Below are 21,508 nucleotides of genomic sequence, written 5' to 3'. Positions count from 1 at the left end.
TCCTGATCGTCCAGCCCGCTTATTGCTGGACCTGCAATTGAACAACCAGATTTTCCTGCGCCGCACCATAGCGCATGCCGCGAACCGGGGCCGCGTCGCGATAATCGAGCCCGGTCGCGACGCGGATATAGCGCTGGTCGGGCGAATGGCCGTTGCTGACGTCGAAACCGATCCAGCCGATATGGTCGAAATGCGCCTCGGCCCACGCGTGCGTCGCATCCTGATGTGTGCGGTCGTTCATCATCAGATAGCCCGAAACGTAACGCGCCGGATGGCCGAGGTGGCGCATCGCGGCGATGAAGATATGCGCATGATCCTGACACACCCCGCCCTCGCTGCCGAGCGCCTGTTCGGCGGTCGTTTCGGCATCGGTAAAGCCGATCCGGTACGCCAGCCGGTCGATGATCAGCGCCGACAGCGCATGCGCGCGCTCGATATCATTGCTGTGGTCACGGCCGAGCTGTGCGGTGAGCGCGCGGACGTGCCGCCCCGCACGCGTCAGCGGCGTGGGTCGCAGAAAGGTCCACAGCGGCATCGCGCCGCGATGCACGCCGATCACGCCGTCCCATGTTTCGAGCTCGATCGCACCGAGACAGCGAATGACCAGTTCGGTCGCCCCGCCGTGCACCGCGATCAGGTCGACGCCGTTACCGTGATGGTCGGTGTAGTGCAGCTGCTGCGCGCCGCCCTCGACCTCGATCGTCCAGTCGAGAACGCGCTGCTGGCCCGGCCGGTCCTTTGGCGTGAGTTTCAGCTGCTGCAGCGCATAGCTTACCGGCGCATCATATTGATAACGGGTGGTATGTTCGACGCGCAGTTTCATCGTCATTCCACGAATCTATAATCGCGCTCGACCTGCCGGGCGAGGGCGGCGGTGTCGCGCAAGAAGCTGGTCACATATTGATGCAGGCCGCCGTCGAAGATCGACTGGATCGGCCCGGCGAGTTTCTCGTGGCTGAGGGCATGCGCCAGGCGCCAGGCCTCGGTCTCGTCGCCATAATGCCGCTGGAGCTGCGCCAGATGAGCTTCCATCCGCTCGCAGCAGAAAGCGAGGCTGCGCGGCATCTGGCGATAGAGGATCAGGAATTCCGCGATCTTGAGCGCGCTGATCTCGGCGCCGTAAAGCCAGCGATAGGCGCGGTGCGCCGACACCGACCGCAGGATCGTTTCCCACTGCACATTGTCGATCGACGTGCCGATATGCGCGACCGAGGGCAGCAGCAGATAATATTTGACGTCGAGGATGCGCGCGGTGTTGTCGGCGCGCTCCAGGAACGTGCCGAGCAGCGCGAAATGGTAGCCGTCGTTGCGCAGCATAGTGCCGTTCAATGCCCCACGGACATGCGCGCTCTGCTGGCGGATCGTCGTCAGCACATCGGGCAGATCGTCCTCGCGGACCGGCCGCTTCAGGAGCGCGACCAGCGTCATCCAGCTCGTGTTGACCGCCTCCCACGTCTCGCGGGTCAGCGCGGTGCGCGCGGTGCGGGCGTTGTCGCGCGCCAGTTTGATCACCGAAAGGATGCTCGAAGGGTTGGCGGGATCGCGGAGCAGGAAGTCGATCACGCGCGCCGAGCTGTAATCGCCGTGCGCCGCCTGGAACGCCTGGTTCACGCCCGCGGTCACCAGCACCGACTTCCATTCGGCCGCCGCCGTGCTCGACCGCGTCAGCGCGATGCGGAAGCCCGCGTCGATCAGGCGCGCATTATTCTCGCTACGCTCGAGGTAGCGCGCCATCCAGAAGAGCGAGCCTGCGGTCTTGCCCAGCATCAGTCTTCCAATACCCAGGTGTCTTTGGTGCCGCCGCCCTGGCTGCTGTTTACCACGAGCGACCCCTTGGTCATCGCGACACGCGTCAGCCCGCCCGGCGTGATCGTGATCCCCTGCGGCGACATCAGCACAAAGGGGCGCAGATCGACGTGGCGCGGCGCAAGACCCTTCTTCGTGAAGATCGGCACGGTCGAGAGCGACAGCGTCGGCTGCGCGATATAGTTGCCGGGGTTCGCCTCAAGCTTGGCCCGGAACGCCGCTAGCTCCTTCTTGCTCGCCGCGGGGCCGACGAGCATCCCGTAGCCGCCCGATCCATGGACTTCCTTGACGACGAGTTCGGGCAGGCGGTCGAGCACTTCGCGGAGGTGCTCGGGGTCCGAGCAGCGCCACGTGGGCACATTGGGCAACAGCGCCTTTTCGCCCGTATAAAATTCGATGATGTCGGGCATATAGCTGTACAGCGCCTTGTCGTCGGCGATGCCGGTGCCCGGCGCGTTGGCGATCGTGATGCCGCCCGCGCGATAGACGTCCCATATCCCCGGCACGCCCAGCATCGAATCGGGACGGAAATTCAGCGGGTCGAGGAAATCATCGTCGACGCGGCGATAGACGACGTCGATCGCCTTATACCCCTGGGTGGTGCGCATCGCGACGCGGCCATCGACGACGCGCAGGTCGTGCCCCTCGACCAGCTCCGCGCCCATATGATCGGCGAGGAAGCTGTGCTCATAATAGGCGCTGTTGTGGATGCCGGGGGTCAGCACCGCGACCGTCGGCGTGCCGCCGCACGCGGGCGGCGCGCACGCCGCGAGCGATTTCAGCAGGTTGATCGGATAGTCGCTGACTTCACGCACCGGCACTTTCGCGAACAGCTCGGGAAACATCTGGAGCATCGTTTCGCGGTTTTCGAGCATGTAGGATACGCCCGAGGGCGTGCGCGCATTATCCTCGAGCACGTAAAATTCATTCGCGCCGGTGCGCACGATGTCGGTGCCGCTGATATGCGTATAGATGCCGCCCGGCGGATCGAGCCCCATCATCATCGGCAGAAAGGCTTCGTTGCCCGCGATCAGCTCGACCGGGACGCGCCCGGCGCGCAAAATCTCCTGCCGGTGATAGATGTCGTAAAGGAAGGCGTTCAAGGCGCGCACGCGCTGTTCGATGCCGCGCGACAGGCGGCGCCATTCGCTGGCCGAAATGATCCGCGGCACGACATCGAACGGGATCAGCCGCTCGTCGCCGTCGGCGGCGCCATAGACGTTGAAGGTGATCCCGGTGGTGCGGAACAGCGCCTCGGCCTGCTGCGCCTTGCGCTGGATGCGCGTCGCATCCTCGGCCTCGAACCACCCGCAATATTCGCGATAGGGCGACCGGGTTCCGCCCTCCTGGCTCGTCATTTCGTCGAAAAATGAAATGCGCCTGCCCTTTCCACGCAACATGCCATCATCCGCCGCGCGAGAGCGAGCGGCGCACTCATGTTCCTGCTGCTGCGCTACCTGACGGCTACGTGGCCACCAGGCTTGTGAGGCCAATGCTAATCGCGCCCGCGGGCCTTGGCAAGCGGGCGCGTAAGCCGTGGTGTTACCGTAACATCAAACACTTGCCGCGCGCCCGAAGGCGGGCGGCGAGCGCGTCAAATCGCGCCGTGGCAGTGCTTATACTTGCGGCCCGAACCGCACGGGCACGGCGCGTTGCGGCTGATGTCGAGCGTCGCATAGGGATTGTCTCCCTCGGGCATGTCCGGACGCGGGATCTGCATCGGCGGCAGCGTGTTTGCGATCACGCCCAGCTGACCACCGTCGAGATCGGCGCTGTTGTCCTCGCCCGTGAACGGATCGATGTGCGTGGTCAGGAAATCGGGCAGGTCGGGCAGCGGCATCGGCTCGGGCTCTTCGAAGCGCAGGTCGATCCGCGCGACGGTGCGCGTCACATCCTCGCGGATATTCTGCAGCATGCGCTCGAACAGCGCGAAGGCTTCCTGCTTATATTCGTTGATCGGCTGCTTCTGCGCATAGGCGCGCAGGAACACGACCTGACGCAGCGCGTCGAGGGTCGAAAGATGCTCTTTCCAATGATGGTCGAGTGTCTGGAGCAGCACCGACTTCTCGATCCCCTTCCACGTTTCCTGATCGACGAGCGCAGCCTTTTCGGCGGCGACCGCGTCGGCGGCCGCCTGGATGCGCTCTTCGAACATTTCGGCGTCGACCGCGTCTTCCTGCATCCACGCATCGATCGGCGGCGAAAGGTCGAGGATGTTCTCTACCCGCTCCTTCATCTGTTCGACGTTCCACTGTTCGGGATAGCTGCCCGGGGGGCATGCGTCGGCAACGATCGAATTGACCGTTTCGGCGCGCATCGCGGTCATCACCTCGTCGACGGTCTCGCTGTCGATGATCTCGCCGCGTTGTTCATAGATGACCTTGCGCTGGTCGTTCATGACGTTGTCATATTCGACGACCTGCTTGCGGATGTCGTAGTTGCGCGCCTCGACCTTCTTCTGCGCGGTCTCGATCGCCTTCGACAGCCATTTCGACCCGATCGCCTCGCCATCCTCCAGATTTTTGTTCATCATCTTGGAGAACAAGGTGTCGGGGCCGAAGATACGCAGCAGGTCATCGTCGAGGCAGAGGTAGAATTTCGACAGGCCGGGGTCGCCTTGACGCCCCGAACGGCCGCGCAGCTGGTTGTCGATGCGGCGGCTTTCGTGACGCTCGGTCGCGAGCACGAACAGCCCGCCCGCGGCGAGCACCGCCTCACGCTCGGCGGCGACCTCTTCGTGGATGCGGGCGATCGCGGCGTCGCGCTCGGCGCCTTCGGGCAGGTCCTTCAATTCGTCGCCGATGCGGAATTCTTCGTTGCCGCCGAGTTTGATGTCGGTGCCGCGGCCCGCCATGTTCGTCGCGATCGTGACCGCACCGGTGCGGCCCGCCTGCGCGACGATATGCGCTTCGCTTTCGTGGAAACGCGCGTTGAGCACGCTATGCGGCACGCCGTCCTTTTCAAGGAAGGACGACAGCAGCTCGGACTTTTCGATCGACACGGTGCCGACGAGCACCGGCTGGCCGCGCTCGTTCGCCTCGCGGATCGTCTTGGCGATCGCGCCGAACTTGTCGGTGATATTCTTGTAGAATTCATCCTCGTCGTCGACGCGCGCGATCGGACGGTTGGTCGGGATGTTGACGACATTCATCTTGTAGATGTCGAAGAATTCGGCGGCTTCGGTCGCCGCGGTGCCGGTCATGCCCGAAAGCTTGGGGTACATGCGGAAATAATTCTGGAAGGTGATCGACGCGAGCGTCTGGTTCTCGGGCTCGATCTGCACGCCTTCTTTCGCCTCGACCGCCTGATGCAGGCCGTCGGACCAGCGCCGCCCGTCCATCATGCGGCCGGTGAATTCGTCGATGATCACGACCTTGCCGTCCTTGACGATATAGTCGGTGTCGATGCGGAACATCTGGATCGCCTTCAACGCCTGATTGACGTGATGCACGACCTGCGTGTTTTCGATGTCGTAGAGATTGTTGCCCTGGAGCAGGCCGGCGGCTTCGAGCAGGCGCTCGACATGCTCGGTGCCGTCCTCGGTCAGGTTGATCGACTTGGACTTTTCGTCCTTCTCATAATCATCATCGGTCAGGTTGAGGACGACTTCGTTGACGCGGATATAAAGCTCGGACTTGTCGTCGGTCGGACCCGAGATGATCAGCGGGGTGCGCGCTTCGTCGATCAGGATCGAATCGACCTCGTCGACGATGCCGAAATTGAAGGTGCGGTGGACCATCTGCTGGCGGTCGAACTTCATATTGTCGCGGAGGTAATCGAACCCCAGCTCGTTGTTCGTCGCATAGGTGATGTCGCTGTTATAGGCGTCGCGGCGCTGCGTCTCGTTGAGGTTCGGGACGATGATCCCGGTCGTCAGGCCCAGGAAGCCATAGACGGTGCCCATCCATTCGGCATCGCGCGTCGCGAGATAGTCGTTGACGGTGACGACATGGACGCCCTTGCCTTCGAGCGCGTTGAGGTAACAGGGCAAAGTCGCCATCAGCGTCTTGCCTTCGCCCGTCGCCATTTCGGCGATCTCGCCGCGGTGGAGGACGACGCCGCCGACCATCTGCACGTCGAAATGGCGCATGCCGAGCGTGCGGACCGCGGCCTCGCGCACCGTCGCAAAGGCTTCGGGCAGAATGTCGTCGAGCGTCTCGCCGGCTGCGAGCCGATCGCGGAACGCCTGCGTCTGCGCCTGCAGCCCGGCGTCATCGAGCGCCTGCATCGCGGGTTCGAACGCGTTGATCTTGTCGACGATCTTGCGGATCGAGGCGACATAACGGTCGTTGGACGAGCCGAACAGGCTCTTGGCAAGGCCAGAAAACATGGAATTTCCCTTGGGATTAGAATGAATTGGCGGCGCTTCGACCGCGCGAACATATGAAAAAGGCCCCTTTGCGGGGCGGCGCCTCAAGAAAGGCGCGAAAAAGCCGCTCTATTCGAGCGCGCGGTCGCTGCCGGTGAGCAGGCCGGGAAGATGCGGCGGGGCCGCCTTGCGCGGCTTGCCGCTCCCGCTGGAGACGCGGCGGGTCGGCGTCGTGGTGGTCGGGCGACGCTCAACGTCGCTCGTTTCGGCCTTGCCCGCGGTTTCGGCGAACATCACCAGCGACCCCATCGCCGCCGGAACGGCAGGCGCGGCAACGGCCCGGTCGGCGGTCGCCAGGCCGGTCAGTAATGCCAAAAGGGTCAGCAACAGCCGCAAGAATCGCCCCTAACTACATCCGGAGCCCTGATTATTGCGCCCCGTTCCCTGAACATAGGGTGAAAGTCGTGTGCCGTCTAGGGCTGGCGGCTCATTTGGCGACCGCCGGGGCATCCTCGATCGTCAGGTCGCTTCGCAGAATCACCCGTTTCGCAACCTTCGTCCCATTGGCGTCGACGAAAGGCGTGAAACGCGCCTGCGAGCCGAACATGTCGCAGGGCGTCATTCCGTTCGGTGCAGCACCGAATTTGCCGGTGTTCGAAAAGCGGCATTCCTCGACGCGGCCGTCGGCGCCCAGCAGCACCGTCATCGTCGCGCTGCCCGGCTCTCCCAACGGGAAAGTCGGACCGGACGGAATCGATACGCCGGCGCCACCGTCCCCGGCGTCGCGTGGCAGCGCCCATTGGAATTTCGCCGCGACGACCCCCTTCGTCGGCTTTCCCTCGCTGTCGAGCGCCGGCAAGAATTTGCCGTCGCTGCGCATCAACGCGCATGCTGCCGCGTCGAGCGTGGCGGACAGGCTGCTTTCATTGACCTTGCAACCCGCGACCTGCCCGGCACTGTCGATATTGAGTTCCATGTGGACCACGCCCTCCTCGCGCGCAGCGCGCGCTGCTGCGGGATAGTGGGCGGCGGGGTCGATGCGCTTGAACGCATCGTCGGGGATCGCACCGCGCGGCCAGCTTTCCTGAGCCGGGTCGAGGTCGAAGCCAGCAACCGCTACCGGATAGGTGCCTTTCCCGGGGATCTGCCAGCGTATCCGGTTGCTGTATGTCCCGCCGACAGCGTCGCCGCGCGCGTTGCGCCCCGGCGTAAAGCGCGCGCGTTGCAGGATCAGCTGGCAGGTCAGCGCATCGAGATCGCCATGGCCGCTCGGCGCGATGATGTCGCAGCCCGTGGGCAGACCGTCAGCGCCGATCGTCAGTTTGAATCCTGTCGTTCCTTCGCGCTCCTCACGCATCGCGCTCGCCGGATAGTCGTCGTTCGTGACCCAGCTTCCCGGATTGGTCGCCGGTGCCATCCCCTTTTCCACGTCTGCGGCGTCTCCTTGCGCCGCAGCCAGCGCCAGCACGATCGCTATCCCCGATTGCAACATTGCCCCCTCCCCCTTCATCCCAATTGCGGGTTCAAGCCCTTTACTTCGATCAGAAAGCTCTTCGGCTTCTTGAATAATTTGCTCTTCCGGTCGACCTTCAAGCCGACGACTTCGGCCAGCTCCATCACGAAATGAACGCAGTTGCGCTTGTTCAGGCTGTAGCTCGGCTGCTCGCGGTCGCGCCACTCGGCAACTTTGGCCATCACCAGCGCATAGGTCGCATCGTCGACCGTCACGTCGAACTGGCGGTCGCTCTTGGCGATATAATCGGGCTCGGACGATTCCACCTTGCCCTTCACCGACCCGAGCAGAATCGCGGGACTGACCGAAACCGCGGTGAAACCGTAATTGGCGTCGACCACCTCGCCCGTCGCATCGAGTGTGCCCTTCATCACGATGAAGGCATGCGGGAACCGGTCGCCGAAATCATGGCTGTAGAAACTCACGACCACCTCGGCGCGCGCCGGGGCGGTGAGGCCCGCGCACAGCATCAGCAACGACAGGAAGAAAAAGCGAAGGCCGCGGGTCATCATCGGCGCCCTCTTAGCGAGCCGTGCTTCGCCTTGCCAAGCCGCGATTGCCGCTTGACGGAAACGTCAACTTCGCATCTTGTCGCGCTGACATCAATGTAAGGAGGGGCCCATGGCACGAAAGGCGATTTTCATCACCGGCGGCGGATCGGGGATCGGCCGTGCGGTTGCGCGCCATTTCGCCGGGCAGGGCTGGTTCGTCGGCATCGCCGACGTCAACAGCGCCGGGATCGATGGAACCGCCGCGCTGCTTCCCGAAGGCGCGTCGTCGCGCCATGTGATGGATGTCCGCGATCGCGACCAGTGGAAGGCCGCACTCGACGAATTTGCGAAAGCCAGCGGCGGCCGCCTCGACGTCCTCTTCAACAACGCCGGCATCGGCACGGGCGGGCAGTTCGCCGATATGCCCCCGGCCGAGGCCGATCGGTTGATCGCGATCAATTTCGGCGGCGTCGTCAACGGCATCTATATGGCGCTACCGCTGCTCCGCGCGACCCCGGGATCGACGATCCTCAACACCGGATCGGCGTCGGGATTCTACGGGGTCGCGGGCCTCGCCATCTATTCGGCGACCAAGTTCGCGGTACGCGGCCTCACCGAAGCGCTCGAAATCGAATTCGCCAAACATGGCATCAAGGTCCGTTCGCTGATGCCGGGCTTCATCGACACGCCCCTGCTCGATCAGGTCAGCGCCGACAGCAACGAACCCGCGCGCACCCGCCTGTCCGACAGCGGCTTCGAAATCGTCCCCGTCGAGCGCGTCGCCGAGGCGGCGTGGGACGCGGTACACGGCACGAGCGTCCACACCACGGTCGGCAAGATGGCAAAGCGCCTGTCACGCCTCGCGCGCTGGTTCCCCGGGCTGATCGTCCGCCAGTCGAAGAAGATCGACGGGCTGGGCGCCGCGGCGCACTGAGCTATTCGGCAGTGGCGCCGGCTTCGGGGTGAGCAGGTGCGGTTCCCCCACCCACTTCGTCATCCCGGACTTGATCCGGGATCCGTAGCCGCACCGTCGTCGTGGATCCCGGATCAAGTCCGGGATGACGATGATAGATAGGTCAGGTCGAAAACTTGCCGGCTATTTTGCGTTCCCGCACGTCACCGACCCACTACCCACATTGCGCACCGTACAGACCGGCCTACCCAGCACGACGGTCTTGCCGATCCCGCGCGAGGTGATCGCCGCGCTCTTCACCGCGCGCAGGATGTGATCGCCCGCCCCCTCGCTGTCGCTGATCAGCTCGTCAACCGCCAGCGCGCCCGCGTCGACCGCGCCCGCACCCGACAATGTCATCTGCGCGTTCTTGGCGGCGCCGCCGAGGGTCATCGTACCGTTTCCGATCATCGCGACCTGCAACCGATCGGTACTAATCTGGCCGACGACCAGCCGCCCGGGCCCGCGCAGGCCGACCATCGCGCGCTGTCCTTTCAGTCTGTCGATCTGGAGCGACCCCGCGCCCGAAAGCGTCGCCGCGCGCAGGTTCGCGGCGTTGATGCGAACCGTCACGGGACCGCGCGGCCCGCGGCGCTTTTCGTCGCCCGCGAACTGGCGCTCGCTGATCACCAGCTTGCCGTCGCGCGCTTCGACGCTCAGGCGGTCGAGCGCGTCCTGCGGCCCGGTAGCCACGGCGCTGACGGGCGCCCGCGTCACGACCTCGACCGTCACATCGGCGCTGACGTCGATCGTCTCGAAGCTGGTGAGGCCAAAACGCTTTTCGGCGCCCCATGCGGGGCCGGCAGCAAGCAGGGCGGCGGCCGCGATCGCGGCGCATCTTATGGCAAGCGTCATGGTGCCGCCTTACCCCGTCCGGGCAGGCGGCACCAGCGTGGCATCATTTGCAGGTCGCGGTGCCCGAACCCATTTGCCGCGTCGAACAGCTCGCGCCGCCGCCAAGCGTCACATCGCCCGACCCGAGGATGCGGATATCGGCCTTGCCGGTCGCCTGCGCGTCGACATTGCCCGATCCGGTGACCGATACCTCGAGCGTCGTCGCGACGAGCCCGTCGGCGTCGATGTCGCCCGACCCGGTGACGCTGAGCTCGCCCGATCCGATCGTGCCGCCGGCAATCTCGATATCGCCCGATCCCGACACGGTGATGTCGGCGCGCTTGCCGGTCAGCTTGGCGACCTTGAGGTCGCCCGACCCGGTGACCACCGCCTCAACCGCGTCACCGTCGACCGTGTCGGCGTCGATCGTTCCCGATCCGGTCAGGCGCACCTTGTTCAGCCGAGGCAGGGTGATCGCGATATCGACGTCATCCTCGTCGTTGCTCGAAAAGCTGAAACCCTCGCGCTTGCGGCCGATCTTCAAATCGGGACCGTCGAGTTTGATCTCGAGCCGGTCGAGCGCTTCCTTGCGGCCACGCGCGCTGATCGAAAAACTGTCGCCCTGACGGATGGTGACGTCGTCGGGACCCGAAACCTCGACCGCGGTAAAGCCGGTCAGATCATAGGTCTGCGTCGTGATCGGACCGACGCTGGCCGGCGGCCCGCCCCGTTCGGCCGGCTTGTCGTTGCTCGGCGCCGCGCCGTTGCAGCCGGTCACAAGCGCCAGCGGCAAAATCGCCATCATCCAGTTCCGCATCATCAATCTCCTCTGTGTATTGCTTGCATAACACACGATCGTCGTCGCTGTCCAGCGGTCTGCCATCTTGTCGCCACCTTCGGCGTCCAGAGGGCAATTTCTCCCCGAAACCGAAAGCCCGACCATGAGCGTAGCCTTTCGCCGCGAGAGCGACGACGAGCATAAGGAACCCGAATTCGAGCTGCCCATCGCGGTCGGCCCGAACCTGGTGACCCCGCGCGGACTGCGCCTGCTCGGCGAAGAGGTCGCGCGGCTTGAGCGCGAGATCGCGGAAACCGCCGACGAGGACGCGCGCAAGAAGTTGCAGCGCCGCCTGCGCTATTTCCATACGCGGCAATCGACCGCCGAGGTGCAGGCACCGCCCGCCGATGGCAGCGTCGGCATCGGCAGCCGCGTGACGTACCGGCTGAACAAGGCCGAAAAGACGATCACCATCGTCGGCGGCGACGAAGCCGACCCCGCACGCGGCCATATCGCCTTTTCCGCTCCGCTCGCGCGTGCGCTGATGGGCGCCGAGACCGGCGAGAGCGTCGAATATCAGGACCGCGAGGATGCGATCGCGATCCTCGCCGCCGAAGCCGATCCGGAGACGCAGACATGAAAGACAAGTTCGAACGCCACAAACAGCCGTGGACCCCGGCCGAGATCGACAAGCTCCACACGCTCGCCAAAAAGGGCATGCCGCTGAAGTCGATCGCGAAAGCGCTGACGCGCAGCGAGGAGTCGGTGAAGGCGCGCGCCAAGGCCGACAGCCTTTCGATCGCAAAGCTGCACTGATCCACCATGTCCACCAATGAATTTGATGCCATCGTGCTGGGTGCCGGCGCGGCCGGGCTGATGTGCGCCGCGGTCGCGGGCGCGCGCGGCCGCCGCGTGCTGCTGCTCGACCACGCCGACGCGGTGGGCAAGAAAATCCTCATCTCGGGCGGCGGGCGCTGCAATTTCACCAATGTGAATAGCGCGCCCGACCGCTTCATCTCGGCGAACCCGCATTTCTCGAAATCGGCGCTCGCACGCTACACTCCCGCCGATTTCATCGCGCTCGTCGAACGCCACGGCATCGCCTATCATGAAAAGACGCTCGGCCAGCTCTTCTGCGACGGCTCGGCGAAACAGATCGTCGCGATGCTGCTCGAAGAGGCCGCAAAAGCCGGCGTCGAGGTGCGTACCGGTCAGCCGGTGAGCGATGTCACCCACGCCGACGGCAAATTCACCGTCCGCTTCGGCGACCAGAGTTTCACCGCCGCGGCGCTCGTCATCGCGACCGGCGGCCCGTCGATCCCCAAGATGGGCGCGACGGGCTTCGCTTATGACCTTGCGCGCCAGTTCGGATTGAAAGTCGTCGAGCCGCGCCCCGCGCTCGTTCCGTTGACGCTCGGCGGCGACGATGTGCTGTTCCGCGAATTGTCGGGAATCGCCGCCCCGGTCGAAGCGCGCGCGGGCAAGGCCGCCTTCCGCGAAGCCGCGCTCTTCACCCACCGCGGCCTCTCCGGCCCCGCGATCCTGCAGGTCAGCAGCTATTGGCGTCACGGCGAACCCGTGACGATCGACCTCTTGCCCGATGCCCCGCAAGGCTGGCTGCACGACGCCAAACGCACCCGTCCCCGCATCACCCTGCGCGCCGCCTTGGGGGCGTTGCTTCCCGACCGACTCGCCGAAACCCTCGCCGAACGCCTTGCGCTTCCCGGCGAACTCGGCGCCCAGACCGACCGCAAGCTCGCCGATGCAGAGGCGCAGCTAGCGGGCTGGATTTTCCGCCCCAACGGCACCGAAGGCTTCGCCAAAGCTGAGGTCACGGTCGGCGGAATCTCGACTGCAAACCTATCCTCGCAAACAATGATGGCCAAAACCGTCCCGAACCTCTATGCGGTCGGCGAAGCCGTAGATGTCACAGGGTGGTTAGGCGGCTATAATTTTCAATGGGCCTGGGCCAGCGGACACGCTGCCGGACAGGTGATTTAAGCCCATTGAGCCCCTTTTCCGTCGGCCCGTCACCGCACCGGTGACCGCCCATATTATTGAGATAAAAATGCCTTTCGAAAATCTTTCTCCCGTCCTTTCGGACGCCCTTGTCGCGCGCGGCTATCAAGCGCTCACCCCCGTCCAGACGCAAGTCACCGAAGGCGAAGCCAAGGGCCGCGACCTGCTCGTCTCGGCACAGACCGGCTCGGGCAAGACCGTCGCGTTCGGCCTCGCGATGGCCGACGAGCTGATCGAGGACGGCCGCCTGCCCTTCGCGACCTCGCCGCTCGCATTGATCGTCGCGCCGACGCGCGAGCTTGCGCTGCAGGTCAGCCGCGAACTCGGCTGGCTCTATGCCAAGGCGGGCGCGCGCATCGCGACCTGCGTCGGCGGCATGGACGCCAGCAAGGAACGCCGCGCACTCGGCCAGGGCGTGCAGATCGTCGTCGGCACCCCCGGCCGTCTGCGCGATCACCTCGAACGCGGCGCGCTCGACCTAACCGCGCTCCGCGTCGCGGTGCTCGACGAGGCCGACGAAATGCTCGACATGGGCTTTCGCGACGACCTCGAGGAAATCCTCGACGGCACCCCCGCAACGCGCCGCACGCTTCTCTTCTCGGCGACGCTGCCGAAGCCGATCGTCCAGCTCGCCAAGCGCTACCAGCAGGATGCGCTGCGCATCTCGACCGTCGGCGAAGACCGCGGCCATGGCGACATCGCCTATCAGGCGGTGACCGTCGCCCCCGCCGACATCGAGGGCGCCGTCGTCAACCTGCTCCGCCTGCACGACGCCGAAACCGCGATGCTGTTTTGCGCCACGCGCGACAATGTCCGCCGCCTCCACGCCAGCCTCGTCGAGCGCGGTTTCGCCGCGGTTGCCTTGTCGGGCGAGCATAGCCAGAATGAGCGCAACGCCGCACTGCAGGCGCTCCGCGACCGCCGCGCCAAGGTCTGCGTCGCGACCGACGTCGCTGCGCGCGGCATCGACCTTCCGACGCTCAGCCTCGTCATCCACGTCGAAATCCCGCGCGACGCCGAAGCGCTCCAGCACCGTTCGGGCCGCACCGGCCGCGCGGGCAAAAAGGGCACCGCGGTCATCATCGTCCCCTACCCGCGCCGCCGCCGTGTCGACGGCATGCTGCGCGGGGCGCGCATCGAGGCCGAATGGATGGACGCGCCGACCGCCGCCGACGTGCGCAAGCGCGATCAGGAACGGTTGATGGAGAAATTGCTCACGCCGGTCGAGCATGAGCCCGAGGATATCGAACTCGCGCAGCGCCTGATGGCCGAGCGCACCCCCGAGGACATCGCCGCGTCGCTCGTCCAGGCGCACCGCGCGCTGATGCCGCCGCCCGAGGATCTCCTCGACAACAGCCCGCGTGGCCGCGACGCCGCCGGCCGCCCCGAGCGCGGCGAACGTTTCGAACGTCCGGAGCGCGGTGGCGATCACCGCGAGGGCTTCGAAGACAGCGTCTGGTTCCGCCTCAATATCGGCCGCCACCAGAATGCCGACCCGCGCTGGATCCTGCCTTTGCTCTGCCGCCGCGGCCATGTGAGCAAGAACGAGATCGGCGCGATCCGCATCGGTCCCAAGGAAACGATGTTCAACATCCCGCGTGGCATAGCCGATCGCTTCGCCGAAGCGGTGGTGCGCAGCGCCAACGCCGATGGCGAGGACGACAGCGGCGTGTCGATCACGCCAGCGCCCGACGGGCCGACCTATCCGCCGCGCCGCGACAAGGGTCCGCGCGACAACGCGCCCCGCAGCACGCTCGGCCGTGCGCCGGGCGGCGATCGCGGTTTCGGCGATCGTTCGGGTCCGCGCGGCCCGCGTGGCCCCGGCGGTCCCGGCGGCAACGAACGCTACAAGCCCAAGCCCTTCGGTCAGCGCAGTCCGCGCCGTCCGTCGAAATAAACCCTGAACCCCTCCCCCGACGGGGAGGGGCTTTTATCGCACCGCCCTTGCGCTCTTCCGTCCGGCCCACCAGATGGTCCGGACAGCAGGAGAGCGGCGCATGCAAGCGATCGAAGCCTTTATCGAAAGCCAGGGCGGACCCGAGGTCATCGACTGGCGCGAGGTGACGCTTGGCGAACCCGGCCCCGGCCAGGTGCTGCTCCGCCAGACCGCCGTCGGGCTCAACTATCTCGACACCTATCACCGCGACGGCACCTATCCCGTTCCGCTGCCGAGCGGGCTTGGCGTCGAATCGGCGGGTGAAGTCATCGCCGTCGGCGCCGACGTCCACGGCCTCCAGCCCGGCGACCGCGTTGCGACCTTCGGCCCCGAACGCACCGCCTATGCCAGCGCGCGGATCGTCGGCGCGGCCTCGCTGTTCAAGCTCCCCGCCGACATCGACGATGAAACCGCCGCCGCCGCGCTGCTGAAAGCCTGCACCGTCGAAATGCTCGTCGAACGCTGCGCGAAGGTTCAGGCCGGCTCGCCCGTGCTCGTCCACGCCGCCGCGGGCGGGGTCGGGCTCATCCTCGTCCAGTGGCTGAAGGCGATCGGCGCGACTGTGATCGGCACCGTCAGCACCGAGGCCAAGGCGCACACCGCGCGCGAAGCCGGCGCCGACCATGTGCTGATGTACAAGGCCGACGACGTCGCCGCGCACGTCCGCGAAATCACCGACGGCCAGGGCGTGCCCGTGACCTTCGACGGCATCGGCATGGCGACGTGGGACGTCTCGCTAAAGGCCACCGCGCGGCGCGGGCTGATTGTCAGCTATGGAAATGCGGGCGGCCCGGTGACCGGCGTCAACCTCGGCATCCTCGCGCAGCACGGATCGCAGTTTGTCACCCGGCCGACGCTGTTCGATTATTATCACCTTCCCGGTGAACGCGCTGCGGGCGCCGCGCGCGTGTTCGAGATGATCGCATCGGGCGCGGTGAAGATCACCGTCGGCCAGCGCTACGGGTTGCAGGATGCGGCAAGAGCACACGCCGATTTGCAGGCGGGGCGCACGACGGGGTCGACGCTGCTGATTCCGGAGCATTCCTAACCGTCGCCCCCGCGAAGGCGGGGGCCGCTGGAGATGTAGCAAAAGGCCGATAGCGGCCCCCGCCTTCGCGGGGGCGACGTTACGCCTTCAACCGCTCCGCATGCCATGCAACATGCTCGGCCAAAAAGGTCGAGATGAAATAATAGCTGTGGTCATACCCCGGCTGCATCCGGATTTCGGCCTTCTGCCCCGCACGTTCGCACGCCGCGACGAGCAATTCGGTCTTCAATTGCTCCACCAGGAAATTGTCGGCGTCACCCTGATCGACGAGCAGGTCGGGCACGCGCAGCCCCTGATCGAGCAATGCGCACGCGTCATAGGCGTGCCAGTCCTCGCGGTTGTTGCCGAGATAATTGCCGAGCGCCTTTTCACCCCACGGGCATTGCAGCGGCGCGACGATCGGCGAGAAGGCCGAGACCGAACGAAAGCGATCCTGATTGCGGAGGCCGATGGTCAGCGCGCCATGCCCGCCCATCGAATGGCCGGTGATCGCCTGCCGCGTCAGGTCCGCGGCCGCAAAATTGCGCAGCACCAGCGAAGGCAGCTCGTCCTCGATGTACGAGCGCATGCGGTAATTCTTCGCCCACGGCTCTTCGGTCGCATCGACATAGAAACCCGCGCCCAGCCCGAAATCCCACGCCGCCTCGGGATCGTCGGGAACACCCTCGCCGCGCGGGCTGGTATCGGGCGCGATGAAGATCACGCCATGCTCGGCGCACGCGGCGCGATATTCGCCCTTTTCCATCACATTGGCGTGGGTGCAGGTCAGCCCTGACAGATACCAGAGCACCGGCAGCTTGGCCCCCGGCGCGTGATCTGGGATGAAGACCGCAAAAATCATGTCGGTGCCGGTGGTCGTGCTCGCATGCTTGTACACGCCCTGCGTGCCGCCATGGCTGCGAACGGTGGAGAGGGTTTCGAGGGTCATGATTCTTCCTGCACAGGGACGGCGGCGACAAGTGGCTGATGCCCCCAATGACGCAGCAGGTCGAGGATCGTTGCGCCCGGCAGCCCGAGCGTCGCGGTGTTGCGCAGCGGATGGACGTTGACCGTTTCCGCTATCGCCAGCACTTCGTCGAGCACGATGGTGATGCTCCCCGGCACGGCGTTGATCGCAGCGAGCGGCGTCACCGACCCCGGCGAAATGCCAAGCAACCGCTCCATATCCTCGGCCTTGCCGAAGCTCACATGCTTGCATCCGATCGCGCCGGGCAGTGCCTTCAGATTGACGCGCGCGTCGGACGGCACGGTGACGAGCCAGAAGGCGCCGCTTTTGTCCTTCAGGAACAGATTCTTGGTGTGCGCCCCCGGCATCGCGGCGTGCACCGCGTCGCTCTCGGCAACGGTGAACACCGCTTCATGTTCGTGCGCGGCAAAGGGGATCGCGAGCACACCCAAATCGGCCAGCAATCCCGCTTCGCCTCGCATCATAGTATCGGCTCAGACGACGCGGTGGAGCGCGCAGAGCTTGTTGCCCGACGGATCGCGCAGGTAAGCGAGATAGAGCTGGCCGAACCCGCCTTCGCGCACGCCCGGCGGGTCTTCGATCGAAGTGCCGCCGTTGGCGACGCCGGCGTCGTGCCACGCCTTGGCCTGCTCCGGGCCTTCCATTGCAAAGCCGATCGTGCAGCCGTTGCCCGCGGTCGCGGGTTCGCCGTCGATCGGCGCACCAACGAGGAACAGCCCGCCATTGTACATATAGATCAGGCGGCCCTTGTCGTCGGTGATCGCGGGCTTGCCGCCGATCGCCTGAAAGGTCGCGTCATAGAATTTCTTGGCGGCTTCGAGGTCGTTCGCCCCGACCATATTGTGACTGTACATCGCCTTTTGCTCCTCCTGATTTTGGTTGCGAATCGATACCTACGCTGTCCCGCCGGGCAGGACCAGCCGCCTTTCTGTTCCGGATTCGTCAAAATGACGAACCGGCGCGCCGCTTAAGGCTCCTAACGGAAAACCACGGTTTTGCGGCCATCGATCAAAACGCGCTGCTCGGCGACCCAGCGCACCGCGCGCGCCAGCACCTGCGCCTCGGTATCCCGGCCGATGCGGATCAGTTCGTCCACCGAATCGCGGTGATCGACGCGCTCGACCGCCTGTTCGATGATCGGCCCCTCGTCGAGGTCGCTCGTCACGAAATGCGCGGTCGCGCCGATCAGCTTGACCCCGCGCTCGTGCGCGCGGTGATAGGGTTTGGCGCCCTTGAAGCCCGGCAGGAAGCTGTGGTGGATGTTGATGCAGCGCCCCGACAGCTTCGCCGACAGATCCTGCGACAGCACCTGCATATAGCGCGCGAGCACCAGATGCTCGGCGCCCGCATCGGCCATGATCTGCACGATCGCGGCCTCTTGTTCGGCGCGGTTGGCGTCGCTGACCGGCAGGTGATGGAAGGGCACGCTGTGCCATTCGGTCAGCCGCCGCTGATGCTCGTGGTTCGACACCACCGCGGCGATGTCGATCGCGAGATTGCCCGTCGACCAGCGGTGGAGCAGGTCGTTGAGGCAATGGCTGCCCTGCGACACCGCGATGACGAAGCGCGGCTTGACCCGGCTGTCGCTGATCCGCGCATCCATCGCGAAACGGCGGGCGATCGGCGCGAAGGCTTCCTGTACCGCGGCCAGCTCGCCCGGAAAACGGGGGCCCGCGCCGCGGAACTCGACGCGCATGAAAAAGCGCCCCGAATCGAGGTCGGCATATTGCTGACTGTCGAGGATGAAGCCGTCGCGTTCCGCGAGCAGCCCGGTCACCGCCGCGACGATGCCGACGGCGTCGACACAGCTGAAGGTCAGGACAAAGGCGGGCTGGTCCATTTCGGTCATGCCAGCCGGTGCGTCGCGCACAGCTTGTTGCCGGCAGGATCGCGCAGATAGGCGAGATAGACCGTCCGCCCCGCGGTGACCTGACGAATGCCGGGCGGGTCCTCGATCATCGTGCCGCCGTTCGCCGCGCCCGCGGCGTGCCACGCATCGACCGCCCCGGTCGACGCGGCGACGAAACCCAGCGTTCCGCCATTGGCTCCGCTGGCGGCCGCGCCATTGAGCGGCTTCGTCAGCAAAAAGCGCCCGCCGGCGTGCGAATAGATGAGCCGGCCCCATTCGTCGACGACGCCCGGCGACACCCCGAGCGCGCCCAGCGCCGCGTCATAGAAACGGCGCGCGGCTTCGATATCGTCGGCGCCCAGCGCGACATGGCTGAACATGCCGGCCTCAGAAAACCACGACCGAACGGATGCTCTCACCCGCGTGCATCAGGTCGAACCCCTTGTTGATCTCTTCGAGCCCCATGACGTGCGTGATCATCGGGTCGATCTCGATCTTGCCGGTCATATACATGTCGACAATCTTGGGAACGTCGGTGCGGCCCTTGGCGCCGCCGAACGCGGTGCCACGCCAGTTGCGGCCGGTGACAAGCTGGAACGGACGCGTCGCGATTTCCTTGCCCGCCTCGGCCACGCCGATGATGATCGAAGTGCCCCAGCCGCGGTGGCAGGCTTCGAGCGCGGTGCGCATCACCTCGGTATTGCCCGTGGCGTCGAACGTATAATCGGCGCCCCCGTCGGTCAGCTGGACGATCGCGGCGACCGTGTCTTCGCGGCTCATGCCCTTGGTATTGAGGAAATCGGTCATCCCGAATTTGCGGCCCCATTCCTCGCGCGCGGGGTTGATGTCGACGCCGATGATCCTGTTGGCGCCCGCAAGCCGCGCGCCCTGAATCACGTTGAGCCCGATGCCGCCGAGCCCGAAGACGACGACATTGTCGCCGACCTGCACCTTGGCGGTATTGATCACCGCGCCGACCCCGGTGGTGACGCCGCAGCCGATGTAGCAGCTCGACTGGAACGGCGCGTCCTCGCGGATCTTCGCGACCGCGATCTCGGGCAGCACGGTGAAGTTCGAGAAGGTCGAGCAGCCCATATAATGGAAGATCGGCTGGCCCTTGTAGCTGAAGCGCGTCGTGCCGTCGGGCATCAGCCCCTTGCCCTGCGTCGCGCGGATCGCGGTGCAGAGGTTGGTCTTGCCGGACAGGCAGCTTTTGCACTGGCGGCATTCGGGGGTGTAGAGCGGGATCACATGGTCGCCGGGAACAACGCTCGTCACGCCCGCGCCGACCTCGCGCACGATGCCCGCACCCTCATGCCCCAGCACGCTCGGGAAGATGCCCTCGCTGTCAAAGCCGTCGAGCGTGTAGGCGTCGGTGTGGCAGATCCCCGTCGCCATGATTTCGACCAGCACCTCGCCCGCCTTCGGGCCTTCGAGGTCGAGTTCGACGATCTCGAGCGGCTTCTTCGCTTCGAACGCAACGGCGGCACGGGTCTTCATGGCGTATCTCCCTTTCGCGCGTTCCCATCCCGCAAACGCCGCCGCAATGCAAGAGCAAGCCCGCGGAAACATAGCTATGGCATCGCTGTCAGAAGATCAGCGCGTCAGCACTCCACCACGCTGACCGCGAGCCCGCCCTTCGACGTTTCCTTATATTTGTCGCGCATGTCGCGTCCGGTCTGCAGCATCGTCGCGATCACCGTGTCGAGGCTGACGACATGCGTGCCGTCGCCGATCATCGCGATGCGGCTCGCGTCGATCGCCTTGATCGACCCCATCGCGTTGCGCTCGATGCACGGGATCTGGACGAGCCCCCCGATCGGGTCGCAGGTCAGGCCGAGATTATGCTCCATGCCGATTTCGGCGGCATTTTCGACCTGTGCGTTGGTGCCGCCGAGCGCGGCGGTCAGCCCCGCCGCCGCCATCGAGCAGGCGACGCCGACCTCACCCTGGCAGCCGACCTCGGCGCCCGAGATGCTGGCGTTGCGTTTGTAGAGCGCGCCGACCGCGCCCGCGGCGAGCAGGAAGGTGCGCACCCCCGCATCGTCGCCGCGATAGCCGCGGCGGTAAAATCGAATCACCGCCGGAATGATCCCCGCCGCGCCATTGGTCGGCGCGGTGACGACCTTGCCGCCCGCGGCATTTTCCTCGTTCACCGCCATCGCCCACAGGTTGATCCAGTCCATCATCGCGAGCGGGTCGGTCAGATTCGCCTCGTGGCGGTTGCGAATGTCGTCGGCGATCTGCGGCGCACGACGCTTGACCTTCAGCCCGCCGGGCAGGACCCCCGTGCTGCAGCAGCCCGCGTCGATCGACGCGTCCATCGCCGCCGCGATCGCATCGAGCCCCGCGTTCACCTCGTCGAGGCTGCGATGCGCGAGCTCATTCTCGAGCATCATTTCGGCAAAGCTCTTGCCCGACGCCGCGCCCATTTCGAGCAGATCGGCGCCCGAGGTGAAGGCGAAGGGCAGTTCGACCTCATCCTCGGCGCCGCGGCTGTTGCGCCCCGCCTCATCCTCGTCGACGACGAAGCCGCCGCCGATCGAAAAATACATGCGCTTGGCGAGGATTTCGCCATCGCCATCGCGCGCGGTGAAACTCATGGCATTGCTGTGGAAAGGCTGGCGCTGGCGCATCTGGAAATGCAGGTCGCTTTTCGGTTGAAAGCGCGCGCGCTGGCGGCCGAGCAGGTAGATAAAGCCTTCGCTCTCCGCCCGGTCCCAATGCGCCTTGATCGCGGCGAGGCTGGTCGATGCGGGGATTTCGCCGGCGAGACCTGCAACGATCGCGGTGTCGGCGGCGTGGCCCTTTCCGGTCAACGCGAGCGAGCCATAAAGGTCGGCTTCGACATGCACCGTCTTGCCAAGAAGCCCGGCCTCGTCGAGCCAGACGGTGAAACGCCGGGCGGCAACCATCGGGCCCACGGTATGCGAGCTGGAGGGTCCAACACCGATTTTGAAGAGTTCGAACAGGCTGATCGTCATGGCGGCGCTATAGGAGAAGGCG

The 21,508-nt window shown here is 65.5% G+C and carries 22 protein-coding genes; 6 read left to right on the top strand and 16 right to left on the bottom strand.

Going from position 1 to position 21,508, the window contains the following annotated elements:
- Positions 1 to 19 precede the first annotated feature (19 nt).
- The 7 genes from ACTJI5_RS13850 to ACTJI5_RS13820 all read right to left on the bottom strand — a co-directional run bounded on the left by ACTJI5_RS13850 (position 20) and on the right by ACTJI5_RS13820 (position 8,137).
- On the bottom strand, positions 20 to 823 hold the full coding sequence (locus tag ACTJI5_RS13850; protein ID WP_440860765.1) for a transglutaminase family protein: 804 nt from the start codon (positions 821 to 823) through the stop codon (positions 20 to 22).
- A gap of 2 nt (positions 824 to 825) precedes the next feature.
- Positions 826 to 1,767: an alpha-E domain-containing protein gene (locus ACTJI5_RS13845; protein WP_056368883.1), complete on the bottom strand. Its 942-nt coding sequence runs from the start codon at positions 1,765 to 1,767 to the stop codon at positions 826 to 828.
- On the bottom strand, positions 1,767 to 3,206 hold the full coding sequence (locus tag ACTJI5_RS13840; RefSeq protein ID WP_440860724.1) for a circularly permuted type 2 ATP-grasp protein: 1,440 nt from the start codon (positions 3,204 to 3,206) through the stop codon (positions 1,767 to 1,769). Before ACTJI5_RS13840 ends, ACTJI5_RS13845 begins: the two co-directional genes overlap by 1 nt.
- A 194-nt stretch (positions 3,207 to 3,400) precedes the next feature.
- Complete coding sequence (secA, locus tag ACTJI5_RS13835) at positions 3,401 to 6,136, bottom strand: preprotein translocase subunit SecA (RefSeq protein ID WP_058537348.1); 2,736 nt, start codon at positions 6,134 to 6,136, stop codon at positions 3,401 to 3,403.
- 108 nt (positions 6,137 to 6,244) lie between these two features.
- Positions 6,245 to 6,511, bottom strand: coding sequence for a hypothetical protein (locus ACTJI5_RS13830; RefSeq protein ID WP_058537349.1), 267 nt, complete (start codon positions 6,509 to 6,511; stop codon positions 6,245 to 6,247).
- Between the two features lie 91 nt (positions 6,512 to 6,602).
- The gene (locus ACTJI5_RS13825) at positions 6,603 to 7,607 is read right to left on the bottom strand and encodes a TonB family protein (RefSeq protein ID WP_058799863.1); all 1,005 of its coding nucleotides are present in this window, start codon (positions 7,605 to 7,607) and stop codon (positions 6,603 to 6,605) included.
- A gap of 14 nt (positions 7,608 to 7,621) precedes the next feature.
- Positions 7,622 to 8,137 (bottom strand): hypothetical protein, encoded by a 516-nt coding sequence (locus ACTJI5_RS13820; protein ID WP_310255207.1) that lies wholly within the window; start codon positions 8,135 to 8,137, stop codon positions 7,622 to 7,624.
- Between the two features lie 112 nt (positions 8,138 to 8,249).
- On the opposite strand from ACTJI5_RS13820, the gene ACTJI5_RS13815 reads away from it, so the two are divergent.
- Positions 8,250 to 9,053 carry an SDR family oxidoreductase gene (locus ACTJI5_RS13815; protein WP_440860723.1) on the top strand — a complete coding sequence of 268 codons (804 nt, stop codon included), beginning with the start codon at positions 8,250 to 8,252 and terminating at the stop codon, positions 9,051 to 9,053.
- A 162-nt stretch (positions 9,054 to 9,215) separates the two neighbouring features.
- On the opposite strand, the gene ACTJI5_RS13810 is transcribed toward ACTJI5_RS13815, so the two are convergent.
- Positions 9,216 to 9,926 carry a head GIN domain-containing protein gene (locus ACTJI5_RS13810; protein ID WP_440860722.1) on the bottom strand — a complete coding sequence of 237 codons (711 nt, stop codon included), beginning with the start codon at positions 9,924 to 9,926 and terminating at the stop codon, positions 9,216 to 9,218.
- 43 nt (positions 9,927 to 9,969) lie between these two features.
- Positions 9,970 to 10,722, bottom strand: coding sequence for a head GIN domain-containing protein (locus tag ACTJI5_RS13805; RefSeq protein ID WP_440860721.1), 753 nt, complete (start codon positions 10,720 to 10,722; stop codon positions 9,970 to 9,972).
- A 124-nt stretch (positions 10,723 to 10,846) separates the two neighbouring features.
- Here ACTJI5_RS13805 and ACTJI5_RS13800 point away from each other — a divergent pair, with 124 nt between their 5' ends.
- The 5 genes from ACTJI5_RS13800 (at position 10,847) to ACTJI5_RS13780 (ending at position 15,686) form a co-directional block, all read left to right on the top strand.
- A complete protein-coding gene (locus tag ACTJI5_RS13800; RefSeq protein WP_440860720.1) occupies positions 10,847 to 11,323 on the top strand; it encodes a GreA/GreB family elongation factor in 477 nt (158 codons plus the stop codon).
- Positions 11,320 to 11,499 carry a hypothetical protein gene (locus ACTJI5_RS13795; RefSeq protein WP_137752117.1) on the top strand — a complete coding sequence of 60 codons (180 nt, stop codon included), beginning with the start codon at positions 11,320 to 11,322 and terminating at the stop codon, positions 11,497 to 11,499. Before ACTJI5_RS13800 ends, ACTJI5_RS13795 begins: the two co-directional genes overlap by 4 nt.
- A 6-nt stretch (positions 11,500 to 11,505) precedes the next feature.
- On the top strand, positions 11,506 to 12,684 hold the full coding sequence (locus ACTJI5_RS13790; protein ID WP_440860719.1) for an NAD(P)/FAD-dependent oxidoreductase: 1,179 nt from the start codon (positions 11,506 to 11,508) through the stop codon (positions 12,682 to 12,684).
- A 67-nt stretch (positions 12,685 to 12,751) separates the two neighbouring features.
- Positions 12,752 to 14,599: a DEAD/DEAH box helicase gene (locus ACTJI5_RS13785; RefSeq protein WP_440860718.1), complete on the top strand. Its 1,848-nt coding sequence runs from the start codon at positions 12,752 to 12,754 to the stop codon at positions 14,597 to 14,599.
- Between the two features lie 100 nt (positions 14,600 to 14,699).
- The gene (locus ACTJI5_RS13780) at positions 14,700 to 15,686 is read left to right on the top strand and encodes a quinone oxidoreductase family protein (RefSeq protein ID WP_440860717.1); all 987 of its coding nucleotides are present in this window, start codon (positions 14,700 to 14,702) and stop codon (positions 15,684 to 15,686) included.
- Between the two features lie 79 nt (positions 15,687 to 15,765).
- On the opposite strand, the gene fghA is transcribed toward ACTJI5_RS13780, so the two are convergent.
- The 7 genes from fghA to ACTJI5_RS13745 form a co-directional block, all read right to left on the bottom strand.
- On the bottom strand, positions 15,766 to 16,614 hold the full coding sequence (gene fghA, locus ACTJI5_RS13775) for an S-formylglutathione hydrolase (RefSeq protein WP_440860716.1): 849 nt from the start codon (positions 16,612 to 16,614) through the stop codon (positions 15,766 to 15,768).
- Entirely contained in the window at positions 16,611 to 17,096 is a 486-nt protein-coding gene (locus tag ACTJI5_RS13770; protein WP_440860715.1) for a prolyl-tRNA synthetase associated domain-containing protein, read from the bottom strand. The genes fghA and ACTJI5_RS13770 overlap by 4 nt, the downstream gene beginning before the upstream one ends.
- A 30-nt stretch (positions 17,097 to 17,126) precedes the next feature.
- Positions 17,127 to 17,507, bottom strand: coding sequence for a VOC family protein (locus tag ACTJI5_RS13765; protein ID WP_058537359.1), 381 nt, complete (start codon positions 17,505 to 17,507; stop codon positions 17,127 to 17,129).
- Between the two features lie 122 nt (positions 17,508 to 17,629).
- Positions 17,630 to 18,502 carry a formyltetrahydrofolate deformylase gene (purU, locus tag ACTJI5_RS13760; protein ID WP_440860714.1) on the bottom strand — a complete coding sequence of 291 codons (873 nt, stop codon included), beginning with the start codon at positions 18,500 to 18,502 and terminating at the stop codon, positions 17,630 to 17,632.
- Complete coding sequence (locus ACTJI5_RS13755) at positions 18,499 to 18,882, bottom strand: VOC family protein (protein WP_440860713.1); 384 nt, start codon at positions 18,880 to 18,882, stop codon at positions 18,499 to 18,501. The genes purU and ACTJI5_RS13755 overlap by 4 nt, the downstream gene beginning before the upstream one ends.
- A 7-nt stretch (positions 18,883 to 18,889) precedes the next feature.
- Positions 18,890 to 20,002, bottom strand: a complete 1,113-nt coding sequence (locus tag ACTJI5_RS13750) for an S-(hydroxymethyl)glutathione dehydrogenase/class III alcohol dehydrogenase (protein ID WP_310255198.1) — start codon at positions 20,000 to 20,002, stop codon at positions 18,890 to 18,892.
- 104 nt (positions 20,003 to 20,106) lie between these two features.
- Positions 20,107 to 21,486 carry an L-serine ammonia-lyase gene (locus ACTJI5_RS13745; protein ID WP_440860712.1) on the bottom strand — a complete coding sequence of 460 codons (1,380 nt, stop codon included), beginning with the start codon at positions 21,484 to 21,486 and terminating at the stop codon, positions 20,107 to 20,109.
- Positions 21,487 to 21,508: the final 22 nt, after the last annotated feature.

This window comes from Sphingopyxis sp. 22461, assembly GCF_052044915.1.
Taxonomy (GTDB): domain Bacteria; phylum Pseudomonadota; class Alphaproteobacteria; order Sphingomonadales; family Sphingomonadaceae; genus Sphingopyxis.
This window is presented reverse-complemented; position numbering and strand designations above follow the sequence as displayed.